The organism is Nocardia sp. NPDC050697 (genome assembly GCF_040654395.1).
Lineage (GTDB): Bacteria > Actinomycetota > Actinomycetes > Mycobacteriales > Mycobacteriaceae > Nocardia.
Window position 1 is genome coordinate 752,241 of sequence record NZ_JBFAHY010000001.1, and the last position, 20,628, is coordinate 772,868.

Below are 20,628 nucleotides of genomic sequence, written 5' to 3' on the forward strand. Positions count from 1 at the left end.
TCCACGACCTCACCCGATCCGGATGAATCCCGCCGCCATCCACCACACCCGAGCGGCCGGCTAGCGGCCCTCCTTGCCCGCCGCCTCGGCGATCAGCTGCGTCATCTCGGTGATCTCGCGCCGGATCCGCCTGCGCATGGCCCGCCCGAACTGCTCGTCGGCCACGGTGCGGGCCACCGGCCGCAGCTCGGCGACGGCGCCGATCAGCCGCTCCAGATTCTCCGGGGTGGGGTCGTCGAGCATGCGGTCGAGCACGTGGTTGCGGAAGGCGTGCACGAAGGAGAAGGCCATCCGATCGAAGGCCGCCTCGATCTCCCAGCTCATGGCCAGCACCGTGCGCAGCGGAATCCCGGCCGCCACCAGGGTCAGCGTCGCCTCCAGCAACCGGGCGCTGGGGTGGCTGTAGTGCTCGCCGCGGCGGCGCAGATACCCCAGCTCGATCGCCTCGGCGAGCACGTCGGGTGTGAGCTGCCCGCCGAACCGCGCGCGCAGCTCGGCGGCGGTGAGCTCGACCGGGTCGCTGCGCGCCCAGTCCACGGTGGCGGCCGAGCCGAAGCCGAGGATCTCGCCGAGCCCCCGCCCCTTCTCCGCCGCGGTGAGCAGCTCCTCGATGCCGTCCAGCCGGTACCCGCGGGCCACCAGGTCGCCGATCAGCCGCAATCGCTCCAGGTGGGCGCCGCTGTACCAGGCCGTGCGGCCTTCGCGTCGGGGCGGCGGGAGCAGCCCGCGCTCCTGGTAGTAGCGCAGCGTGCGCACCGGGATCCCGGCCAGCTCGGCCAGTTCCGCGACCCGGTACTCACGCTGCTCGTCCACCGGCCACCCTCGCGTCACTCGAACCCTTGCTGCCGCGCCGCGCCGCCCGCGGTGCCGCCCGATCCTGCCACCGGGCGCCGGGGACGGCCACCGACCGGCAACCATCCCACCCCGAAGTGGCAGCAAACTCCCACTTACCATAGCGTTCACTACGGAAAACCCGGAATCGAAACAGGTTCCGCCTCAGTGAACGATCCCGTACCCTGCAATCGTGACAGTTGCCACTGGCTGATCAAAGCGATCGGCGACCCCGGCAGGAGGGCTACGGTGATCGAGAACGCGCCCGCCACGGCGGATCTGCTCGTATCGGGGCGGCCGGCATCCGCCCACCTGCGCGATGTCCGGACCCTGGCGCGCCGCCTGGTCGGGCACTTCGCCGACAATGTGGTGCCCTGCGGCACCCTGCCCGGTGACGCGCTGAGCGGCGAGATCACCGTGGTCACCCGGATCTGCCTGGAGCTCGCGCTCGACCTGCTCGACGGCAGGGAGACCGCGGACAAGACCGAGCGGGTGCAGGAGGCCGCCGCCGACTGGGCGCGCGAGGGCATCCCCATCGACGCCATCCACAATGCCGTGCACGAGGGGCTGCGGATCGGCTTCGACCTGATCGTGGCCAAGGCCGGCGCGCAGGACTCCCCCGCCATGGTCGACCTGGCCCGCAAGTTCATGGAGATCCAGGACCGGATCACCCGCGCCGTCTCCGCCGCCTATGTGCGGGAGCTGAAATCGGTGGTCTCCGAGCACCACACCGCCGTGCACACGCTCACCTCCGCGCTGCTCGGCGGGCGCAGCACCTCCACCATGGCCAGGGAGAGCGCGGTCGCCATCGCCGACTCCTACCACGTGCTCGCGCTGGCCGTCCCCCCGCACCGCGACGAGCACAACATCGCGCTCGATGCCCAGGTGGTGGCGCGGCGCAAGCTGCGCAGGCTACAGGCCGCCCTCGCCGACCGCTGCGGCGGCGACGCCCTCGCCCTGCTCAGCGTGGACGGCGGCACCGTGCTGCTGCCCACCGACCGCTACACCGAGCAGACCCTCGACACCCTGATCGACCAGCTCTCCGCCGCCGCCCAGGTGCCGCTGGTCGCCACCACCGTGCGCGCCGGGCGCGAGGCCATCCCGCTCGCCACCGACCAAGCGCACGAACTGCTCGACGTCGTGCAGCGCCTCGGCTGGCCGCACCGGCTGCACCGCTTCGACGACCTGGTGCTCGAATACCAGCTGGCCCGCCCCGGCCCCGCCCGCACCGTCCTCGCCGCCGCGCTCGAACCCCTCGACGAGCAGCCCGACCTGCTGCAGACCCTGCGCACCTACATCGCCAAGGACCTGAACCGCCAGCGCACCGCGCGCGCCCTGCACGTGCACGCCAATACCGTCGACCACCGCTTCCGCCGGATCGGCCAGCTCACCGGCTTCGACCCCGGCCAGGCACACGGGCTGTGGTACCTGCGCTCGGCGCTCATCGCCCGCGCCTTCGAGGCCGGAGCGGCGGCCGGCGAGGGCTGATCCGCCCGGATTCCGCTGCCGCACCGGCCGCTCGGCTGGAACGATGGCCGGGAGAGCCACCGGCGAGTGAACGGTGGGAGCGGCGAGGTGAGGAGGGTGCGGTGCAGGCAGCCGTCTACTACGGTTCGGAACCCCGGCTGGTGATCGAGGACATCCCGCGCCCTGTGCCGCGGCGCGGGGAAGTGCTGCTTCGGGTCAGCGCCTGCGGCGTGTGCCACACCGACCTGCACGTGCTGCGCTCGGAGGTCGCCTTCCCCACGCCCGCGGTGCTCGGGCACGAGGTCTCCGGGGTGGTCGCCGAACTCGGGCCGGACGTCTCCGGCGTCGCGGTCGGTGACGAGGTGGTGTGCAGCTTCATCATGCCGTGCGGGGATTGCAGACACTGCGTGCGCGGCATGGAGGACCTCTGCGAGAAGTTCTTCGCCTACAACCGGCTCAAGGGCGCTCTGTACGACGGGGAGTCGCGGCTCACCGCCGCCGACGGGTCGCCGCTGGCCATGTACTCCATGGGCGGGCTCGCCGAGTACTGCGTGGTCCCGGCCACCGACGTCTTCCGGGTGCCGGACGGGGTCGCGCTGAACCAGGTCTCCATTCTGGGGTGCTCGACCTTCACCGCGCTCGGCGCGCTGCGCACCGCCGAACTCGGAGTCGGCGACCGGATCGCGGTGGTCGCCGCGGGCGGGGTCGGGTCCTCCATCGTGCAGCTCGCCGCGGCGGCCGGGGCCGCGCAGATCATCGCGGTCGACCTCGGGGCGGAGAAGCTCTCCGCGGTGGCGAAGCTCGGGGCGACGCACACCGTGGACGCCGCCACCGAGGACGTGGTCGCGCGGGTCAGGGAACTGACCGACGGGCACGGAGTCGATATCGCCTTCGAGGCGCTCGGCAATGCCGCCACCTTCGGCACCGCTTTGGACATCCTGGACGACGGTGGGCGGGCGGTCGTGGTCGGTATCGCCCCCGCCGGCTCCACCGGCGCCGTCGACCTGGCCCGGCTGGTGCGCCGCAAACTGGAGATCCGCGGCTCCTACGGTGCCAAGGCGCGCACCGACATGCCCGCGCTGCTGCGCATGGTCGCCGCAGGGTCGGTCGCCCCGCAGGAGCTCATCACCCGGCGCTACCCGCTGGAACAGGCCGACGAGGCGTATCAGGCGCTGGCCCGCGGGGAGATCGTCGGGCGGGCGATCATCGAGATGGGCTGAGCCGTCAGCGTTGCCGCGCGGGCCGCACCACGATCTCGTTGACATCCACCTCTGGCGGCTGGTGCAGCGCGTAGTCCACTGCGGCCGCGATCGCCTCCGCGGCCATGGCGTGCGCCCGGTACCCGCGCATGGCCTCGGCGGCGCCCTGGTCGGTGATCGAGTCGGCGAGTTCGGAGGTAACCACACCCGGCGAGACGGTGGTGACCCGGATGCTCGGCGCGCTCTCCTGCCGCAACCCCTCGGTGATCGCCCAGGCCGCGTGCTTGGTGCCCGAGTACACCGCGCTGGTCGGCACCACCTCGTGCGCACCGACGCTCGCCACCGTGACGAAGTGCCCGCTGTCCTGCGCTGTGAACCGGGGCAGCACGGCGGCGATGCTGTGCAGCAGCCCGCCGATATTGACGTCGAGCATGTGCTGCCACTCGTCCACGAGCAGCCGGTCCAGCCGGGACAGCGGCATGACGCCCGCATTGGCGACGAAGGCGTCGACCCGGCCGTACCGTTCGGCGGCCCCGTCGACGAAGGCCCGCACATCGGCGAGGTCGGTGACATCGACCCGCACCGGATGGATCCGGTCGCTGCGCTCGGTCAGGGCCTGCAACCGGTCGGTGCGCCGCGCCCCGGCGAACACCCGGTGCCCGCGGGCCGCCGCCCGCAGCGCGACGGCTTCCCCGATGCCGCTGCTCGCGCCGGTGACGAGGACGATCTTGCTAATTTCGGTAGTGGTCATGGCTCCCACCGTGCTCGGCGCGCGGGATCCGCGGCAGGGCGAGAAGTTCCTGGGAGCAGCGCACCCAGGCTCGCCTCCGCACCGCCGCCTACCCTCGGGCACGGCGCCGAGCGGTACCCCGGTATCGGATCGAGGTACCACCGGGGAGTGACGCGCTCGTGGACGCGGCATTCGTAGCCTGACCCGCATGTCCACAGTCTCGAGGATCGCCGCGGTGATCGCTCTGGTCGGAACCGTCGTCGGCGCCGGAATCGTGCTCGGTTCAGCAGGTTACGCGCCCGCACAGACAATGCAGCGGGTAGCGGTGATCGGTCTCGGCGGCACCATCGCCGGTACGTCCGACCGGCGCACGGATTTCGAAACCTATCGGCCCGGCACCCGCCCGATCGCCGAGCTCGTCGACTCCCTCCGTCCCGAGATCGGCGATCTCGCGATGCTGTCGACCGAGGATTTCGGGCAGCAGGGGTCCGGCGACTACACCGTGGACGACCTCTACGACCTGGCACGGCTGGTCGAACGCCGTCTCGAAGATCACGACTCCGCTGTCATCAGCACAGGATCGGCCACCATGGAGGAGCTGAGCTACTTCCTCGACCTGACCGTCCGCAGCACGAAACCGGTCGTGGTGACCGGCGCGATGCGACCCTGGTCCGCGCTCGGAAGCGACGGCCCGGCCAACCTGTACAACGCGATTCGCTTGGCCGCGAGCAACCGGACCACCTGTTTCGGCACGGTCGTCACCCTCAACGATCAGATCTTCCCGGCCCGCGACGCCACGAAAACCGACTCGGCGCGGGTGAACGCCTTCACCACCCGCGAGTACGGCGACCTCGGCACCATCGACCAAGCGGGTATCCGCCTGCAACGCGCCCCGGCCCGCGTCCGGCACTGTGCCGACCCCGCCCACTGGGCCACGCCATTCGACCTGACCACGATGGACGGCGACGCCCTCCCCCGTGTCGATATCGCCCACACCTATCTCGGTGCTCCCGCTGAGCCCATCACCGCGGCCGTCGCGGCGGGCGCCAGGGGCATCGTCTTCGCGGGCACGCCCGCACCCGACCAGGCGGCCGCTGCGCTGGCGACCGAGGGTGTCGCCTTGGTCGCCACCAACGCCTACGGCTCCGGCGCGGTCACCGTCCCCCCGAATATCGGCGTCGTCAGCGGTGGCGACCTCGCCCCCAAGAAGGCGCGCGTACTGCTCCTGCTGATCCTGGCCAGGACCGCCGACCACGACCAGATCGCGGCCTGGTTCCACGCGTACGGCAACCAACAGTTCTGAGCGGCATCCGCGATTTTCCCCCGGGCGAGGACCGCGCCCGAGGCGTCATCACGCTCGGCCGGCTAGCGAATGGCCGTGCGCTGGCGCAGCGCGGTCAGTGCCACCGCGACCGCGCCGCGCACGATCAGCCCGGCCGCGACCAGCGGCGCGAAGACCAGCCACCCGGTGCCCCTGTGGTAGTCGCAGTAGAACCGCAGGGCGCTGCGGTGGTGGGTGCGGACCTTGCGGTACGGCGCGGATCGCATACTGCCGCCCTCACGGTGGCGGATCTCCGCGCTCGAGTCGAGCAACACCCTGTAGCCGGCGCGGTGCATGTCCAGGGCCATTTTGGTTTCCTCGAAGTAGAGGAAGTAGCGGTCATCGAAGCCACCGACGGCGTCGAACGCTTCGCGCCGGAACAGCATGCAGCACCCTGAAATCCAGTCGACGTCGGCCACCCCGGTGACCGGGGTGCCGAAGTAACGACGCGTGGCGGGATTGCTTGGCCACACGCCGCCCAGCAGGGCATGGGCGATGCCGACCGCAAGCGACGGGAACCGCCGCCCACTCGGATACGGGGTGCCGTCCAGGCGGGCGATCCGCGGACCGATCATGCCGATACGCGGGTCGGAGGCCGCTGTGTCGACCAGTGCGGCGATCGAGCCCGGCATGAGCTGGGTGTCTGGGTTGGCGACGAGAATCCATTCCGCGCTCGTCGCGGCAGCCCCCTGATTGATCGCTGCCGCGAGCCCGACATTGCGCGGGTTGCGTATGACGCGGCCACCGAATTCCTCGACGATATCGGCGCTGCGGTCGGTGGAGACATTGTCGACACCGATCACCTCGACCCCGTACGGCTCCACGGCAGCCGCCAGCGTCTCCAGGAATCCGGGCAGATCCTCGGCGCTCTGGTAGGTCACCAAGGCCAAGGCGACGGTCTTGTCATCCGAGCTGAGCATGTCGGCGAACCTACCACCGTGAAGTGGCCCCCGAGGCACTGGAAACGTCACCACCAGGTGGTATGTCGACTCTGCACAGGCAGGAAGGGAAGTTCCCGGGAGCAGCGCACCCAGGCTCTCCCCCGCGCCGCCGCCTACCCTCGAGAGCATGGCCTCCACGCAGTTCGGCGCCTATCTGAAAGCGCGGCGCGCACAGCTCGACCCGGCGGCGGTCAACCTGCCGAGCACCGGGTACCGGCGGGTGCCTGGGTTGCGGCGCGAAGAGGTCGCGCTGCTGGCCGGAATCTCCGTCGACTACTACGTCCGGCTGGAGCAAGGCCGGGAGCGGACGCCATCGGCGCAGGTCGTCGAGGCGCTGGCGGCGGCGCTGCGGCTGGGGGACGATGCCCGTGAGCATCTGTTCCGGCTGGCCGGGCTGGGCCCGCGGGCGCGGGCGGCGGCCGGGCTGAACCGGGTGGACCCGAGCCTGGCTGCGCTGCTGACGGCCTGGCCGGACAACCCGGCCGTCGTCTACAACCGCGCCTACGACGTGCTCGCGTCGAACCCGATCGCCGACATCCTCTTCCACGGCTGGGCGCACTCGACGAACCTCGTGCACGTGGTCTTCACCGACCCGGCCGCGCGCACCTTCTACCGCGACTGGCACGAGGTCGCCCGCAATACCGTCGCCGGGTTCCGGCTGAACCACGGCAAGGCGCCGGACGATCCGCGGATGCGGCAGGTGCTCGCCGAGCTGCTCGCCGCGAGCCCGGACTTCGCCGAGCTGTGGGGCAGCCACGATGCGCGCGGGAAAGCGTTGGAGAGCAAGCGGTTCCAGCACCACGATGTCGGGCATTTGACCCTGACCATGCAGACCTTCGACGTGCGCTCGAGCCCCGGGCAGGAGATGGTCGTCTACCACGCCGAGCCGGGGTCGGCGAGCAGTGAGGCGCTCACCCTGCTCGGGACGCTGGCGGCCACGCCCGGCTAAGGGTTCTCCCGGATTCCACTTCCTTACTCGCGGGCGTATATTCGTCTGCGAGTAAAGGAGGCGGGATCGTGGGAGCGCGCAAGGTCGACAACCTGCTGGCGCTGGCCGTGCTCTCGGTCATGGTGGAGCGCCCCATGCACCGCTACGAGATCGCCGCCACCCTGCGCTCGCACGGCAAAGACCAGGACATGGACATCAAGTGGGGCTCGCTCTACACGGTGGTCCGCAATATGGAGAAGGCCGGTTTCCTGGAGGTCGTGGGCAGCGAGCGCGCGGGCGCCCGCCCGGAGCGGGTGATCTACCGGATCACCGAGGCGGGGCGCACCGAACTCGTGGACTGGACCCGCGACCTGGTGGCCCGCCCGCAGCGCGAGCAGAGCCGCTTCGTCGCCGGGCTCTCGGTGCTCGCCGTGCTCTCCCCCGACGAGGTGGTGACCCTGCTCGAGCAGCGCGCCGCCGCGCTCGAGGAGACCCTGGCCGGGATCCGCGCGCAGGTCGGCGCGGTCGAGGGGCTGCCGCGGCTGTTCCTCATCGAGACCGAGTTCGGCACCGCCATGCTGGAGGCCGAGCTGAGCTGGGTGCGCGGGCTGTGCGCCGAGCTCGCCGACGGCACCTTTCCCGAGGTCGACACCTGGCGGCAGCTCAACCGCGCCCTGTTCGACCCCGCGGCCGAGGGGTGGTCGACGGAGCGAGGCTGAGCGGAAGTCACCGCGCGGGCCGCCGCCCGCGAACTACGCACACCGGGCCCGGCAACGGTGCGGCAACACCGAAGCCGAGCCCGGATCAACCGTCTCGAACCGCGCCCGCAGAGCGCACCCGGCCACGAGGCTGGCACCACGAGGATATCCGGGTGGGCACGCGGGACGGTTCGGGCTGCCCGAATCAGGAGAATCCCCATGTCCACTTCCGCAATCCGCACCGCGATCGTCGCCGGTGGCGGCATCGCCGGAACCGTCGCCGCGACCGCCCTGCGCATGGCCGGCATCGAGGCCCGGGTGTACGAGGCGTACCCGGCCGACAGCGCCTGGCCCGGCTCCGGGCTCGCGCTCGCCCCCAATGGGCTGGCCGCGCTCGACATCATCGGCGCCGGTGACGCCGTGCGCGCCATCGACGTCCCGGTCCAGCGCACCCGCATGTCGGTCGGGCGGCACACCCACGAGCTGCCCGGGCTCGACGACCTGCCGCCGCTCTCGCTGGTCGACCGGGCCGGGCTGGTCCGGGTGCTGCGCGAGCACGCGGCCGCGGCCGGGGTGCCGTTCGAGTTCGGCGCCCGGCTCACCGGCGCCGACGAGCACGCCGCCGGTGTGACCGCACGGTTCGCCGACGGCCGCACCGCCACCGCCGACATCCTGATCGGCGCCGACGGCATCCGCTCCGCGGTCCGCGGGCTGATCGACCCGGATGCGCCCGGCCCGGACTACACCGGCATGCTCGGCTTCGGCGCCGTCGTCCCGTGCGAGGTCGGCATCCCGGCGGGCACCATGCAGTTCGCCTACGGCAAACGGGCCTACTACCTGTACTGCCCGCTCGGCGACGGCCGGGTCATGTGGGGCGCCAACCTGCCGCACGCCGAGTACCTGAGCTCCACCGCGGCCAGGGCGATCCCCGCCGAGCGGTGGTTGCGGACCCTGCGCGAGACCTACGCCGAGGACTCCCCCGGCGCCGCGCTCACCCGCGCCACCACACCGGAGACGCTGGAGGTGGTCGGCGCGCTGCACATCATGCCGCCGGTGCCGCACTGGCACCGGGACCGCCTGGTCCTGGTCGGCGACGCCGTGCACGCGCCGTCCAACAGCTCCGGCCAGGGCGCCTCGCTGGCCATCGAGAGCGCCGTCGAACTGGCCCGCTGCCTGCGCGACCTGCCTACCCCGGCCGCCGCCTTCGCCGCCTACGAGGCGCTGCGCCGCCCGCGCGTCGAGGGCATCGCGGCGCGCGCCGCGAAGATCAACCACAGCAAGGCGCCGGGCCCGGTCGCCCGGGTCGTCATGAACCTGCTCATGCCGATCGCCATGCGCATGATGGACCCGGAGAAGATGCTCGGCACCGAACAGCGCTACCGCATCGACTGGAATCAGCCGGTCGCCGTGTGATCCGGTAGGGGGCGGCCTCGCCCCCTACCGTTCCAGCTCGGCACCGTGCTCCCGCGCCCAGCGGGCCAGGACCAGCGCCGGGGCGAGCAGGCTGCGGCCGGTCGCGGTGAGCGCGTACTCCACCCGCGGCGGCACCTCGCGGTGCGCGGTCCGCGAGACCAGGCCGTCGCGCTCGAGATTGCGCAGCGTGCGGGTCAGCATGCGCTGCGAGACCGCGGGCAGCTCGCGCCGCAGGTCGGTGAAGCGCAGCCGCCGCCGGTCCAGCGTGGCCACGATCAGCAGCGCCCACTTGTCGGCGATCCGGTCGAGCACCGCGCGCAGCGCCGCTCCCCCGTCCCCGCGGATCAGGCACGCGCCCTCCTGCTCGGCCATGTTCCCTGCCCCTCGGGCACACGCGTGTGCCTTTTGTACGGCCCTTTCCGGGCGCCCATCATGGGCAAGCTACGCCACCCCCGGGCAAGGAGTCACCCATGGAGATCGCCTACTGGATCGTCGCCGCGCTGCTCGCGCTCTTCTACCTCTACGCGGGCGGGGTGAAGATCGTGCGCGACCGCGAGGGGCTGCGGCCCATGATGGGCTGGGTCGAGCGGACGCCGGTCACGGTCGTGAAGCTGATCGGGGTCGCGGAGGTGCTCGGCGCGGCGGGGCTGGTGCTGCCGCCGCTCATCGGGATCGCCCCGACCCTCGCGGTGCTCGCCGCCGCCGGGCTGGCGGCGATCCAGGTGGGCGGGATCGCGGTGCACGTCGCGCGCGGGGAGTTCCGGGAGCTCGGGCTGAACGTCACTCTGCTGGCTGCGGCGGTCGCTGCCGGGTGGCTCGCGGTGATCGTGTTCTGAGACGCGGCACGAGGGTTCCGCGCGGCATGATCAATTCCACCGCAAACACTTGACTCGTTCCAAAGAAAGAACGAGACTCTCCGTTGTGCCGACAGCGACGGAGTTCCAGCAGATGCTGCGGGGAAGGTCACTGCGCGTGACGGCTCCGCGCATGGCGGTGCTCAGCGCGGTGCACGAAAACCCGCACGCCGACACGGATTCCATTATCCGCGCGGTGCGCGACCGGCTCGCAGCCGTCTCGCACCAGGCGGTCTACGACTCGCTGCACACGCTCACCGCGGTGGGGCTGATCCGGTGCATCCAGCCCCTCGGATCGGTCGCCCGCTACGAGACCAGGGTCGGCGACAACCACCACCACGTGGTGTGCCGCAACTGCGGCGCCATCGCCGACGTCGACTGCGCCACCGGCCCGGCCCCGTGCCTGACCGCGACCGACGACCACGGCTTCTCCATCGACGAGGCCGAGGTCATCTACTGGGGCCGCTGCCCCGCTTGCAAGTCCTGATCGCAGCCCACAACCCCCCTCAGGAAGGAACGTCGTGACCTCCGACAGCCGTCCGCCCGCTCCCGACACCGCTACCGCCAGCAACAGCGAGAGCGAGAACCCGGCGCTCAAGTCGCCGACCGCGCACCCCGAGCGCCGCCCGCACACCAATCAGGACTGGTGGCCGGAGCAGATCGACCTGTCGGTGCTGCACGCCCACTCCACGAAGTCCAATCCGCTCGGCGCGGATTTCGACTACGCCAAGGAATTCGCCAAGCTCGACGTCGAGGCGCTCAAGGCCGACGTCACCGCGGTGCTGACCGACTCCAAGGACTGGTGGCCCGCCGACTTCGGCCACTACGGCGGGCTCTTCATCCGCCTGAGCTGGCACGCCGCGGGCACCTACCGGATCGCCGACGGCCGCGGCGGCGGCGGGCAGGGCGCGCAGCGCTTCGCCCCGCTGAACAGCTGGCCGGACAACGGCAACCTGGACAAGGCGCGCCGGCTGCTGTGGCCGGTCAAGCAGAAGTACGGCAACAGCATCTCCTGGGCCGACCTGCTCGTTCTGGCGGGCAATGTGGCGCTGGAGGACATGGGCTTCCAGACCTTCGGCTTCGCCTTCGGCCGGGCCGACGTGTGGGAGCCGGAGGAGATCTTCTGGGGCCCGGAGGACACCTGGCTCGGGGACGAGCGCTACAGCGGCGAGCGCGAGCTCTCCGGCCCGCTCGGCGCGGTCCAGATGGGGCTCATCTACGTGAACCCGGAGGGCCCGAACGGCCGCCCGGACCCGCTGGCCGCCGCGAAGGACATCCGCGAGACCTTCGGCCGGATGGCGATGAACGACGAGGAGACCGCCGCGCTGATCATCGGCGGCCACTCCTTCGGCAAGACCCACGGCGCGGGCAACCCCGACCTGGTCGGCGCCGAGCCCGAGGGCGCGCCCATCGAGCAGCAGGGCCTGGGCTGGAAGAGCACGCACGGCAGCGGCAAGGCCGGCGACGCCATCACCTCCGGGCTCGAGGTCATCTGGACCTCCACCCCGACCCAGTGGAGCAACGGCTTCCTGCAGAACCTGTACGGCTACGAGTGGGAGCTGCACAAGAGCCCGGCCGGCGCCTGGCAGTGGAAGCCGAAGGACGGCGCGGGCGAGGGCACCGTCCCCGACCCGTTCGACGGCCCGCGCCGCGCCCCCGGCATGCTCACCACCGACCTGGCGCTGCGCGAGGACCCGATCTACGGCGAGATCACCCGCCGCTGGCTGGACCACCCCGAGCAGCTCGCCGAGGCCTTCGCCAAGGCCTGGTACAAGCTGCTGCACCGCGACATGGGCCCGATCAGCCGCTACCTCGGCCCCTGGGTTCCGGAGCCGCAGCTGTGGCAGGACCCGGTGCCCGCCGTCGACCACGAGCTCGTCGACGAGCAGGACGTGGCCGCGCTCAAGGCCAAGGTGCTGGAGTCCGGGCTCTCGGTCGCGCAGCTGGTCAAGACGGCGTGGGCGGCGGCGGCGAGCTTCCGCAGCACCGACTACCGCGGCGGCGCGAACGGCGCCAGGCTGCGGCTCGACCCGCAGAAGAACTGGGAGGTCAACGAGCCGGCCGAGCTGGCGAAGGTGCTCCCGGTGCTGGAGCAGATCCAGCAGGACTTCAACGCCGCGGGCGGCCGGAAGATCTCGCTGGCCGACACCATCGTGCTCGCGGGCAACGCGGCCGTGGAGAAGGCCGCGAAGGACGCGGGCCACGAGGTCACCGTTCCGTTCTCCCCCGGGCGCACCGACGCCTCCCAGGAGCAGACCGACGTGGAGTCGTTCGCGGTGCTCGAGCCGCGCGCCGACGGCTTCCGCAACTACGTCCGCCCGGGTGAGAAGGCGCCGCTGGAGCGGCTGCTGCTGGACCGCGCCTACCTGCTCGACGTCACCGCGCCGGAGCTCACCGTGCTGATCGGCGGGCTGCGCGTGCTCGGCGCCAACTACGCGGGCAAGGAGCACGGCGTCTTCACCGACCGTCCGGGCGTGCTCTCCACCGACTTCTTCGTCAACCTGCTCGATCAGGACATCGAGTGGAAGGCCTCGAAGTCCGAGGAGAACGTCTACGAGGGCACCCGCGGCGGCACCCCGGTCTACACCGCCACCGCCAACGACCTGGTCTTCGGCTCGCACTCGCAGCTGCGCGCGCTCGCCGAGGTCTACGCCCAGAACGACGGGGCCGCGAAGTTCGTCAACGACTTCGCCGCCGCGTGGGCCAAGGTCGCCGACAACGATCGCTTCGACCTGCGCTGATCCCGCGCACGAACACCGGGCCGGTCCTTCGGGGCCGGCCCGGGCTCGTTTCGGCGGTACGCTAACCTTCAGTCTGTCTGAAGGTTGCGAAGGGAAGATCCGCCGATGACCAAGGTTTTGCTCGCGCTGCACGTCGTGGCCGCCATCGTGGCGATCGGGCCGGTGACGGTCGCCGCGAGCATGTATCCGCCCGCCGCGCGGCGCGCCGACGGCGAAACCGGGATCGCGCAGGTGGCGCTGCTGCACCGAATCTGCCGCGTCTACGCCGCCGCCGGGATCGCGGTGCCGCTGTTCGGGCTGGCCACCGCGGTCGCGCTCGGCGTGCTCGCCGACACCTGGGTGGTGTTCTCGATCGCGCTCACCGCAGCCGCCGCGGGCGTCCTCGGGCTGATGATCCTGCCCGGCCAGGCCGAGCTGCTCGCCCGCCTGCGCGGCACCGGCCCGGTGCTCGTGCGCGCCGATACCGCGCAGCTGGCCATGCTCACCGGCGTCTTCAACCTGCTCTGGGCGATCGTCACGGTGCTGATGATCGTGCGCCCCGGCTCGACGACCGGGGTGTGAGCTCCCCGACCGAGACGGGGCGGGTGCTACAGCCTGCCGGGGGTCACGGGCGGAACACCGCGCGCACGCAGCCGTCCTTCTTGTTCTTGAACAGGTCGTAGCCGCGCACCGCCTCGGCCAGCGGCAGGTCGTGGGTGATCAGCCAGGACGGGTCCAGGTCGCCCTGCTGGACGTAGTCGAACATGCGCGGGACGTAGCGCTGGCCGTGCTGCTGGGCGGTGCGCAGGGTCAGGCTCTTGTTGGTGAGCGCGCCCATCGGGAACTTGTCGGTGACGCCGTAGACGCCGAGCACCGAGACCACCCCGCCCTTGCGGCAGGCCAGGATCGCCTCGCGCAGCGGGGTCGCCCGGTCGGTCTCCAGCCGCAGCGCCTGCTTGGCCCGGTCGTAGAGCTGCTGCACGCCGGTGCCGTGCGCCTCCATGCCGACCGCCTCGATCACCGCGTCCGGGCCGCGCCCGCCGGTCGCCTCGCGCAGCGCGTCCTGCACGCTGTCCACGGCGCTGTAGTCGATCACCTCGGCGCCCACCTTCTGCTCGGCCAGCGCCAGCCGCTCCGGGATCCGGTCGATCACGATCACCCGCTCGGCGCCGAGCAGCAGCGCCGAGCGCGCCGCCATCAGCCCGACCCCGCCGCCGCCCCACACCGCGATCACATCGCCGGGGCTGATGTCGCAGAAATCGGCGCCCATCAGCCCGGTCGGCACCGCGTCGGAGAGGAACAGCGCCTGCTCGTCGGTGACGCCGTCCGGGACGACGAAGGCGTTCACGTCGGCGAAGGGCACCCGCACGTACTCCGCGTGCGAGCCCTGGTAGCCGCCGAACGGGTGGGTGTAGCCGTAGATGCCGCCGGTCGGGTGGCCGAGCAGCGGCTGCTGCAGCTCCGCATTGGGGTTGGTGGTGTCGCAGGCCGAGGGCAGGTCGTGGCGGCAGTACCAGCACGAGCCGCAGGAGATGAAGGACGGCACCGTCACCCGCTCGCCGATCCGGCGCTCCCGCACCGCCGAGCCCACCTCGACGATCTCACCGGTGAACTCGTGGCCGAAGACATCGCCCTCGCGCATGCCGGGCAGGTAGCCGTCGATGAAGTGCAGGTCGGAGCCGCAGGTGGTGGTGAGCGTGACCTTCACGATCGCGTCGTGCGGATTCAGCGGGGCGGGGTCGTCCACGGTCTCGACCGCGAGGTCGTTCACGCCGTTCCAGACGAGTGCGCGCATACGGGAACTCTCCTTCGAGGTCAGCGGGCCGAATCGCGGGCGGCGGGCTGGGGCTGCAAAGTCGGGATCTCCCCGGTCTGCAGCAGCGCCCGCGCCCGGTACAGCACCTTGAAAACGGCGGCGTCGGTGAGGATTCCGGGGGCGGGGGCGGCCACCCGCGCCAGCACCTCGGTGCCCCGGCCGCCCGGTGCCTCGGCGAAGGTCAGCCGGATGTGCGGGCCGTCGGGGTCGTCGGCGGTGCTGAAGCGCAACCCCTCGGCATCGGTGCCGAGGGTGGTCTCCCACTCGACGTCGCGCTCGCCGTGCAGCACCCAGGTGTAGCCGTCGCTGCCGCGCGGGCGGACCTCGCCGACCGTGCCGAGCACCCGCGAGAGCTGCTCCGGGTCGTGCCAGAACCGCTCCACCTCGGCGCGCGGCCGTTCGATCGTGATCGCTTGTGTGCGTTCGCCTTTGCCGCCGAACACGGTTCCGGCCAGGCCGCTCACCTTCTGCACGGCGGTGCCGACGGTCTTGTCGACGATGCTCATCCGGTCTCCTCCCGTCGCCGTTCGCGGGGCGGCTACCCCTGCGCCGCGGCGGCAAACGAGGTTTCCGCGGCCATCGCGGGGGCAAGCGGGGTGCATCGACGCCGGTTATCGACCGGCGAACAATCGCATATCCGGAGGCTCCCGTGTTCGCTCGCCGTCTCGTCCTCACCGGTCTCGTCATCGGCGTGTGCTTCACCGGGGCGCCGGTGGCGGGCGCCGGCCCGGCCGCCGACAGCGTCCCCGCGCGCACCGCCTTCTCCCTGCGGACCCCGCTCGGCGGCTGGGGCACCGGGAACGAGGACCAGCCGCGCACCGCGCTCTCGCTCGCCAAGCTCTACCTCGCCGACTACGCGGTGCGGCACGGCGACGGCGCCGACCTCGCCGCCGCCGAACGCGCGATCCGCTACTCCGACGACGCCGCCGCCGATACCCTCGGCGCCCGCTACCCGCAGGCCATCGGGGCGATCGCCGCCGAATACGGGCTCGCCCGGACCGCGGGCGGATACTGGGGAACCGCGAGCACGAGCACCGCCGACGTCGCCACCTTCCTGCTCGCCAAGGAGACCACCGACCCGGGCTCCCCGCTCCTGCTCTGGATGGCCACCGCCGCCCCCACCGCCGCCGACGGCACCGCGCAGAACTGGGGCACCGCCGATGTCCCCGGCGTCATCGGCACCAAGTGGGCCTGGTCCGACACCGGCACCGCCGAGGTCGCCTCCGCCTCCTTCGGCCCCGGCTTCGTGGTGGTCGCGCACACCACCGGCGGCACCGGCGAGCACACCGCCGACGTCTTCGCCGGGATCGCGGCGGCCATGGCGGACACGGTGCTGCCCGGCTGAACTCCGGTGCGCCGAGGCGACCGCGGGTAGCCCGCCGTCCGAGCCGGATCGTGCTACTTTGCTCCGAGTTCGCCATCGCGGCCGGACTTCCGCGCAGCGGCTCCGACGCGGGGCCGCGCCGAGGTTTCGCCGCCGCGAACCCGGGCATGCGGTCTGTACTCACCCCCGGTGACCCACCGGCACGCGTCACCGATCCCGCCGGAGGTTTGCCGTGTCCGCTCGGTTGCTCTGTACCGCGCTCGCCGTCGGGCTCAGCTGTGCCCTTTCCGCGCCGGCCGCCGGTGCCGACCCCGCCCCGGTGACCATCGCCACCGACGAGGTGCCCGCCCGGACCGCGTTCTCGGCCCGCACCCTGCGCGGGGACAACTGGGGCTCGGCCAACGAGAACGAGCCGCGCGCCGCGCTTTCGCTGGCCAAGCTCTACCTCGTCGACTACGCCGTGCGGTACGGCACGCACGGGGAGATGGACCGGGCGGCGGGCGAGCGCGCCATCCGCTTCTCCGACGACGCCGCGGCCGACACCCTCGACGCCGCCTACCCGGACGCGGTGGCCGCCATCGCCGCCGAGTACGGGCTGACCCACACCGGGGGCGGGTACTGGGGCACCTCCACCACCAGCACCGCCGACGTGGCCACCTTCCTGCTCGCCAAACTCGGCACCGACCGGGACTCGCCGATCCTGGACTGGATGGCCGACGCCGCGCCGGTCGCCGCCGACGGCACCGAGCAGAACTGGGGCACCGCCCAGGTGCCCGGCGTCCAGGGCACCAAGTGGGCCTGGTCCGACACCGGCATCTCGGAGGTGGCCTCGGCCTCGTACGGCGCGGGCTACGTCGTGGTCGCCAACACCATCGGCGACACCGGCGAGCACACCGAGGACGTCTTCGCCGGGGTCGGCGCCGCCGCGCTCGAGGTCACGAACTCGCGCTGAATCGTCAGCCCCGGCCCGCCGGGACGCCGGGCAGCGCGGCGCCGACCCGGCGCAGCATCTCGCGCACGACGATCCGGTGCCCGCCGGAGCCGATGACCAGCGCCCGGTAGATGCTCCCGCGCACGCCGGGGAACTCCGCCCAGCTCTGCGCGCGCACCCGGGTGCCGTCCGGGCCCAGGTCGTCGAGCTCGAAGATCAGCTCGTAGCGGGAGAACCAGTGCCTGCCGCGCAGTGCGAGCCGGCGCGGCGCATCGGCCGCGCCGAGCCGGAAGCCGCGCGGGACGGTCGCGGGGTCGCCGGGGTCGCGGCAGACCACGGTCAGCAGCGCGCGCCACACCCGCTCGGGCTCGGCGTCGAAGGATCTGGCATGCTCATCGATATAGGGCAATCGCTCCATATAGAAGGAACGTACTAGTAGTGGCTCCTCCCCGCAAGCACGACACCGATGTGATCCTCGACGCCGCCCGCGCGCTCGTCCTCGGCGACGGCCCGCGCGCCGCGAGCGTGGCCGCCATCGCCGCGGCCAGCGGCGCCCCGGTCGGCACGCTCTACCACCGCTTCGGGAACCGGGACGGCGTGCTCGGCGCGCTCTGGCTGCGCGCCCTCGAGCGCTTCCAGCGGCGGGCGCTGGCCGCCGCCACGAGCGGCGACCCCGTCGAGGCCGGTGTCGCCATGGCGCTCGCCACCCTCGAATTCGGCCGCGACCTGCCCGACGATGCCCGGCTGCTGCTCGGCGTGCGCCCGGCCGACCTCCTCGACGCCGGCCCCGACGACGGCTTCCGGGCCCGGCGCGCCGAGCTGAACGTCCCGCTGCGCGCCCGCCTGGACCACCTCGCCACCGCCCTGACCGGCGCCGCCGACGCGCGCGGGGTGGAGGCGGTCACCCGCGCCGTCGTCGACCTCCCCTACGCCGCGCTGCGCAGGCACGCCCCGGATGCTCCGGAGTGGCTGGCCGCGGATCTCGCGGCCGCCGTGCGCGCGCTGCTGACCGTCCCGAACCTGGGCGTCCGACAAGGTTGATTCACCTTTCCCGCCCTGTGGGCGGCCTCCGCGCCGGTCGGTGAATCTGGAGTGGCGGCTTTACCCACTGGCCGCTATTCTCAACCGCGAAATTTTCGGATCTGCTTGCCGGGCTGCGACTTCGGTTATCCAGATCGCCGCAGCAAGGGTCGGAGGCGCCGACACGACGCCCTCCGGCGAGCGCGAAAGTGCAGGACGTGTCGGATTCTTCGAAACCGCGGGCGAGCGAGCCCGCGAGTCCCGGGTCGCGCCCCCTCGTGGTGGCGCTGCTGTCGATCGTGGTGGTCATCGTGGGGCTCGTGGTCCCGCCCGGGGTGCTGACCTCCGGGGACACCCGGGTCATCCTCTCCGTGGTCGGTGCGGCGGGCGGGCTGCTGTTCACCGTCGCGGTGCTCATCGGGCTGCGGTTCCACCGCAAGGCCGCCGAGTCCGCCGCCGCGGCCGCGGCCACCCAGGCCGCCGCCGAGGCCGGGGCCGCGGTCGCGCAGGAGCGGATCGCCGAGGCCGAGCACCGGGCGGCCGGTGCCGAGGCCGAGCGCGCGCAGGACGGCGCCACCACCGACGACGCGCTCGGCCGGGCCAGGCAGAGCGAGCACCGCAGGGCCGCCGCCATGGCCGCCTTCGCCGGCGCCGCCGGGCGCATGCAGGCCATGACCACCAGCATGCTGGCCGAGCTGCGCGAGATGGAGCACCGGCACGCCGACCCCAAGGTGCTGGCCGACCTGCTGCACCTGGACCACCGCACCGCGCAGGCCGGGCGGCTCGCCGACAGCATCGCGGTGCTCTCCGGCGCGCGCTCCGGGCGGCGCTGGGCCAAGCCGATCGCGATGGAATCCATCCTGCGCGGCGCGATGGGACGGGTCGCCGGGTACCAGCGGGTGCGGCTGCGCGCCGTCGCCGACGTCGGGATCGCCGGGCACGCCGCCGAGGGCGTCATGCACGCGCTCGCCGAGCTGCTCGACAATGCCTGCAACTTCTCCCCGCCCACCACCGAGGTGCACGTCTACGCCGCCGAGGTGCCCGCGGGCGTGGTCGTCACCATCGAGGACAGCGGCCTGGTGATGAGCGAATCCGCGCTGCGCCGGGCCGAATTCGCGGTCTCCGGCGCCGGCGCCGACGGCCGCGGCATCTCCTCGGCCGACCTGGCCTCGCTGACCGGGACCCGGCTCGGCCTCGCCGTGGTCGGGCACCTGGCCCGCAAGCACGGCCTCACCGTCTCCTACCGGCCGTCGGCCATCGGCGGCACCGCCGTGGTGATCGTGGTGCCGCGTGACCTCACCGCGCGGGTCGACCGCACCCGCCGCCCCCAGCTCGCCCCCGCCGGACCGGCGGAGGCAGCACTGGCCGTCGAGCGCGTCGAGGCCGAACCGGCCCCGCTGCCCGACGGCGACGCGCCGCTGCCCAAGCGCCGCCGCGGCAGCACGCTCGCGGCCGTGCACCCCGCCGGGATCGGCGCCGATGCCGCCCCGGCACCGGCCGCGAGCGCGACGCACACGGTCGAGCCCTCCGCGCTCGGCGCCTTTCAGCGTGCGGTGACCGGCCGCGACGATGCCGTCGCGCCGCCGCACTCCGCCCCCTCCCCCGCCCTGGAGAACGATCGATGACTACCTCCACCCCCGCGCAACTGGGCTGGCTGCTCGAACAGCTGCTCGCCCGCACGCCGCACGCCAGGCACGCGCTACTGCTCTCCGGTGACGGGCTGAAGATCTGCCACACCCCCGAGCTCTCGATCGACAAGGCCGACCAGCTCGCCGCCATCGCGGCGGGCATCCAGAGCCTCTCGCACGGCGCCTCCGCCGAGTTCGGCGACGGCCGCAGCGGGGTCAGGCAGTCGATGACCGAGTTCTACGGCGGCATCCTCTTCATCGTCGAGGCCGGGCGCGGCTCGCACATCGCGGTGCTCGGCGACGAGGAGGCCGACGCCGGGCTGGTCGGGCACAATATGCGCGAGATCGTCGAGCAGCTCGGCGAGCACCTCGCGATGCCACCGCGGGTCACGGGAGCGAGCCTGTCGTGACCAGGCCAGGTCGCGACGACGACCCCGATCGGCTCTATACGCTCACCGGCGGCCGCACCCGCCCGGACTCCGACGCCTTCGATCTGGTGACCCTGGTGGTCGGCGAGTGCGAACCGGCGCCGGGCATGCAGTCCGAGCACATCGCCATCCTCGAGCTGTGCCGGGCGCCGATCGCGGTGGTCGAGATCGCGGCCGAGTTGCGGCTCCCGGTCGGAATCACCACGATTCTGCTGTCGGATCTGTTGCACGCCGGGAAGATCACGGTGCGCCATCCGCACGGGGCGGACGGCGCCTACCGGATGCCGCCCGCAGACTCGACCACTCTGGAGAAGGTGCTCGTTGGACTCCGCAATCTCTGATCATCGGCCCAGCCGCGCCGATGCCCCGCTATCGGCCA

General features: G+C 72.3%; 23 protein-coding genes. 16 read left to right on the forward strand and 7 right to left on the reverse strand.

The window, feature by feature from the left end:
- Positions 1 to 60: 60 nt before the first annotated feature.
- Positions 61 to 813 (reverse strand): MerR family transcriptional regulator, encoded by a 753-nt coding sequence (locus AB0H71_RS03760; RefSeq protein ID WP_357014521.1) that lies wholly within the window; start codon positions 811 to 813, stop codon positions 61 to 63.
- Positions 814 to 1,080: 267 nt separating this feature from the next.
- Between AB0H71_RS03760 and AB0H71_RS03765 the strand changes: the two genes are divergently transcribed.
- Together AB0H71_RS03765 and AB0H71_RS03770 are read left to right on the forward strand one after the other, a co-directional pair.
- On the forward strand, positions 1,081 to 2,319 hold the full coding sequence (locus AB0H71_RS03765) for a helix-turn-helix domain-containing protein (protein ID WP_357014523.1): 1,239 nt from the start codon (positions 1,081 to 1,083) through the stop codon (positions 2,317 to 2,319).
- A 101-nt stretch (positions 2,320 to 2,420) separates the two neighbouring features.
- Complete coding sequence (locus AB0H71_RS03770; RefSeq protein ID WP_357014525.1) at positions 2,421 to 3,518, forward strand: zinc-binding dehydrogenase; 1,098 nt, start codon at positions 2,421 to 2,423, stop codon at positions 3,516 to 3,518.
- Between the two features lie 4 nt (positions 3,519 to 3,522).
- On the opposite strand, the gene AB0H71_RS03775 is transcribed toward AB0H71_RS03770, so the two are convergent.
- On the reverse strand, positions 3,523 to 4,248 hold the full coding sequence (locus AB0H71_RS03775) for an SDR family oxidoreductase (protein WP_357014527.1): 726 nt from the start codon (positions 4,246 to 4,248) through the stop codon (positions 3,523 to 3,525).
- 187 nt (positions 4,249 to 4,435) lie between these two features.
- On the opposite strand from AB0H71_RS03775, the gene AB0H71_RS03780 reads away from it, so the two are divergent.
- Positions 4,436 to 5,530: an asparaginase gene (locus AB0H71_RS03780; protein ID WP_357014528.1), complete on the forward strand. Its 1,095-nt coding sequence runs from the start codon at positions 4,436 to 4,438 to the stop codon at positions 5,528 to 5,530.
- 62 nt (positions 5,531 to 5,592) lie between these two features.
- Here the strand turns inward: AB0H71_RS03780 and AB0H71_RS03785 are convergent, their stop codons facing one another.
- A complete protein-coding gene (locus AB0H71_RS03785; protein ID WP_357014530.1) occupies positions 5,593 to 6,468 on the reverse strand; it encodes a glycosyltransferase family 2 protein in 876 nt (291 codons plus the stop codon).
- A 148-nt stretch (positions 6,469 to 6,616) separates the two neighbouring features.
- On the opposite strand from AB0H71_RS03785, the gene AB0H71_RS03790 reads away from it, so the two are divergent.
- The 3 genes from AB0H71_RS03790 (at position 6,617) to AB0H71_RS03800 (ending at position 9,528) form a co-directional block, all read left to right on the forward strand.
- A complete protein-coding gene (locus tag AB0H71_RS03790; RefSeq protein ID WP_357014532.1) occupies positions 6,617 to 7,438 on the forward strand; it encodes a helix-turn-helix transcriptional regulator in 822 nt (273 codons plus the stop codon).
- A 68-nt stretch (positions 7,439 to 7,506) separates the two neighbouring features.
- Positions 7,507 to 8,136: a PadR family transcriptional regulator gene (locus tag AB0H71_RS03795; protein ID WP_357014534.1), complete on the forward strand. Its 630-nt coding sequence runs from the start codon at positions 7,507 to 7,509 to the stop codon at positions 8,134 to 8,136.
- 198 nt (positions 8,137 to 8,334) lie between these two features.
- Positions 8,335 to 9,528 (forward strand): FAD-dependent monooxygenase, encoded by a 1,194-nt coding sequence (locus tag AB0H71_RS03800; protein WP_357014535.1) that lies wholly within the window; start codon positions 8,335 to 8,337, stop codon positions 9,526 to 9,528.
- Positions 9,529 to 9,552: 24 nt separating this feature from the next.
- On the opposite strand, the gene AB0H71_RS03805 is transcribed toward AB0H71_RS03800, so the two are convergent.
- Positions 9,553 to 9,900, reverse strand: a complete 348-nt coding sequence (locus tag AB0H71_RS03805) for a helix-turn-helix domain-containing protein (RefSeq protein WP_357014537.1) — start codon at positions 9,898 to 9,900, stop codon at positions 9,553 to 9,555.
- A 98-nt stretch (positions 9,901 to 9,998) separates the two neighbouring features.
- Here AB0H71_RS03805 and AB0H71_RS03810 point away from each other — a divergent pair, with 98 nt between their 5' ends.
- The 4 genes from AB0H71_RS03810 (at position 9,999) to AB0H71_RS03825 (ending at position 13,684) form a co-directional block, all read left to right on the forward strand.
- Entirely contained in the window at positions 9,999 to 10,364 is a 366-nt protein-coding gene (locus AB0H71_RS03810; protein ID WP_357014539.1) for a DoxX family protein, read from the forward strand.
- A 112-nt stretch (positions 10,365 to 10,476) separates the two neighbouring features.
- Positions 10,477 to 10,869 (forward strand): Fur family transcriptional regulator, encoded by a 393-nt coding sequence (locus AB0H71_RS03815; protein ID WP_357016143.1) that lies wholly within the window; start codon positions 10,477 to 10,479, stop codon positions 10,867 to 10,869.
- A 34-nt stretch (positions 10,870 to 10,903) separates the two neighbouring features.
- Positions 10,904 to 13,123 carry a catalase/peroxidase HPI gene (katG, locus tag AB0H71_RS03820; RefSeq protein WP_357014541.1) on the forward strand — a complete coding sequence of 740 codons (2,220 nt, stop codon included), beginning with the start codon at positions 10,904 to 10,906 and terminating at the stop codon, positions 13,121 to 13,123.
- A gap of 105 nt (positions 13,124 to 13,228) precedes the next feature.
- Positions 13,229 to 13,684 carry a hypothetical protein gene (locus AB0H71_RS03825; RefSeq protein ID WP_357014542.1) on the forward strand — a complete coding sequence of 152 codons (456 nt, stop codon included), beginning with the start codon at positions 13,229 to 13,231 and terminating at the stop codon, positions 13,682 to 13,684.
- A 43-nt stretch (positions 13,685 to 13,727) separates the two neighbouring features.
- Here the strand turns inward: AB0H71_RS03825 and AB0H71_RS03830 are convergent, their stop codons facing one another.
- Both AB0H71_RS03830 and AB0H71_RS03835 read right to left on the reverse strand, forming a co-directional pair.
- Positions 13,728 to 14,897, reverse strand: coding sequence for a zinc-dependent alcohol dehydrogenase (locus AB0H71_RS03830; RefSeq protein WP_357014543.1), 1,170 nt, complete (start codon positions 14,895 to 14,897; stop codon positions 13,728 to 13,730).
- A 20-nt stretch (positions 14,898 to 14,917) separates the two neighbouring features.
- Complete coding sequence (locus AB0H71_RS03835) at positions 14,918 to 15,424, reverse strand: hypothetical protein (RefSeq protein ID WP_357014544.1); 507 nt, start codon at positions 15,422 to 15,424, stop codon at positions 14,918 to 14,920.
- Positions 15,425 to 15,603: 179 nt separating this feature from the next.
- On the opposite strand from AB0H71_RS03835, the gene AB0H71_RS03840 reads away from it, so the two are divergent.
- Both AB0H71_RS03840 and AB0H71_RS03845 read left to right on the forward strand, forming a co-directional pair.
- Positions 15,604 to 16,263 carry a hypothetical protein gene (locus AB0H71_RS03840; RefSeq protein ID WP_357016145.1) on the forward strand — a complete coding sequence of 220 codons (660 nt, stop codon included), beginning with the start codon at positions 15,604 to 15,606 and terminating at the stop codon, positions 16,261 to 16,263.
- A gap of 211 nt (positions 16,264 to 16,474) precedes the next feature.
- A complete protein-coding gene (locus AB0H71_RS03845) occupies positions 16,475 to 17,194 on the forward strand; it encodes a hypothetical protein (protein WP_357014546.1) in 720 nt (239 codons plus the stop codon).
- Positions 17,195 to 17,198: 4 nt separating this feature from the next.
- On the opposite strand, the gene AB0H71_RS03850 is transcribed toward AB0H71_RS03845, so the two are convergent.
- On the reverse strand, positions 17,199 to 17,591 hold the full coding sequence (locus tag AB0H71_RS03850; protein ID WP_357014548.1) for a hypothetical protein: 393 nt from the start codon (positions 17,589 to 17,591) through the stop codon (positions 17,199 to 17,201).
- A 20-nt stretch (positions 17,592 to 17,611) separates the two neighbouring features.
- Here AB0H71_RS03850 and AB0H71_RS03855 point away from each other — a divergent pair, with 20 nt between their 5' ends.
- The 4 genes from AB0H71_RS03855 to AB0H71_RS03870 all read left to right on the forward strand — a co-directional run bounded on the left by AB0H71_RS03855 (position 17,612) and on the right by AB0H71_RS03870 (position 20,590).
- Positions 17,612 to 18,214, forward strand: a complete 603-nt coding sequence (locus tag AB0H71_RS03855; protein ID WP_357014549.1) for a TetR/AcrR family transcriptional regulator — start codon at positions 17,612 to 17,614, stop codon at positions 18,212 to 18,214.
- A gap of 197 nt (positions 18,215 to 18,411) precedes the next feature.
- Positions 18,412 to 19,818 (forward strand): ATP-binding protein, encoded by a 1,407-nt coding sequence (locus AB0H71_RS03860; RefSeq protein WP_357014551.1) that lies wholly within the window; start codon positions 18,412 to 18,414, stop codon positions 19,816 to 19,818.
- Positions 19,815 to 20,231, forward strand: coding sequence for a roadblock/LC7 domain-containing protein (locus AB0H71_RS03865; RefSeq protein WP_357014553.1), 417 nt, complete (start codon positions 19,815 to 19,817; stop codon positions 20,229 to 20,231). The genes AB0H71_RS03860 and AB0H71_RS03865 overlap by 4 nt, the downstream gene beginning before the upstream one ends.
- On the forward strand, positions 20,228 to 20,590 hold the full coding sequence (locus AB0H71_RS03870) for a DUF742 domain-containing protein (RefSeq protein ID WP_357014555.1): 363 nt from the start codon (positions 20,228 to 20,230) through the stop codon (positions 20,588 to 20,590). The genes AB0H71_RS03865 and AB0H71_RS03870 overlap by 4 nt, the downstream gene beginning before the upstream one ends.
- Positions 20,591 to 20,628: the final 38 nt, after the last annotated feature.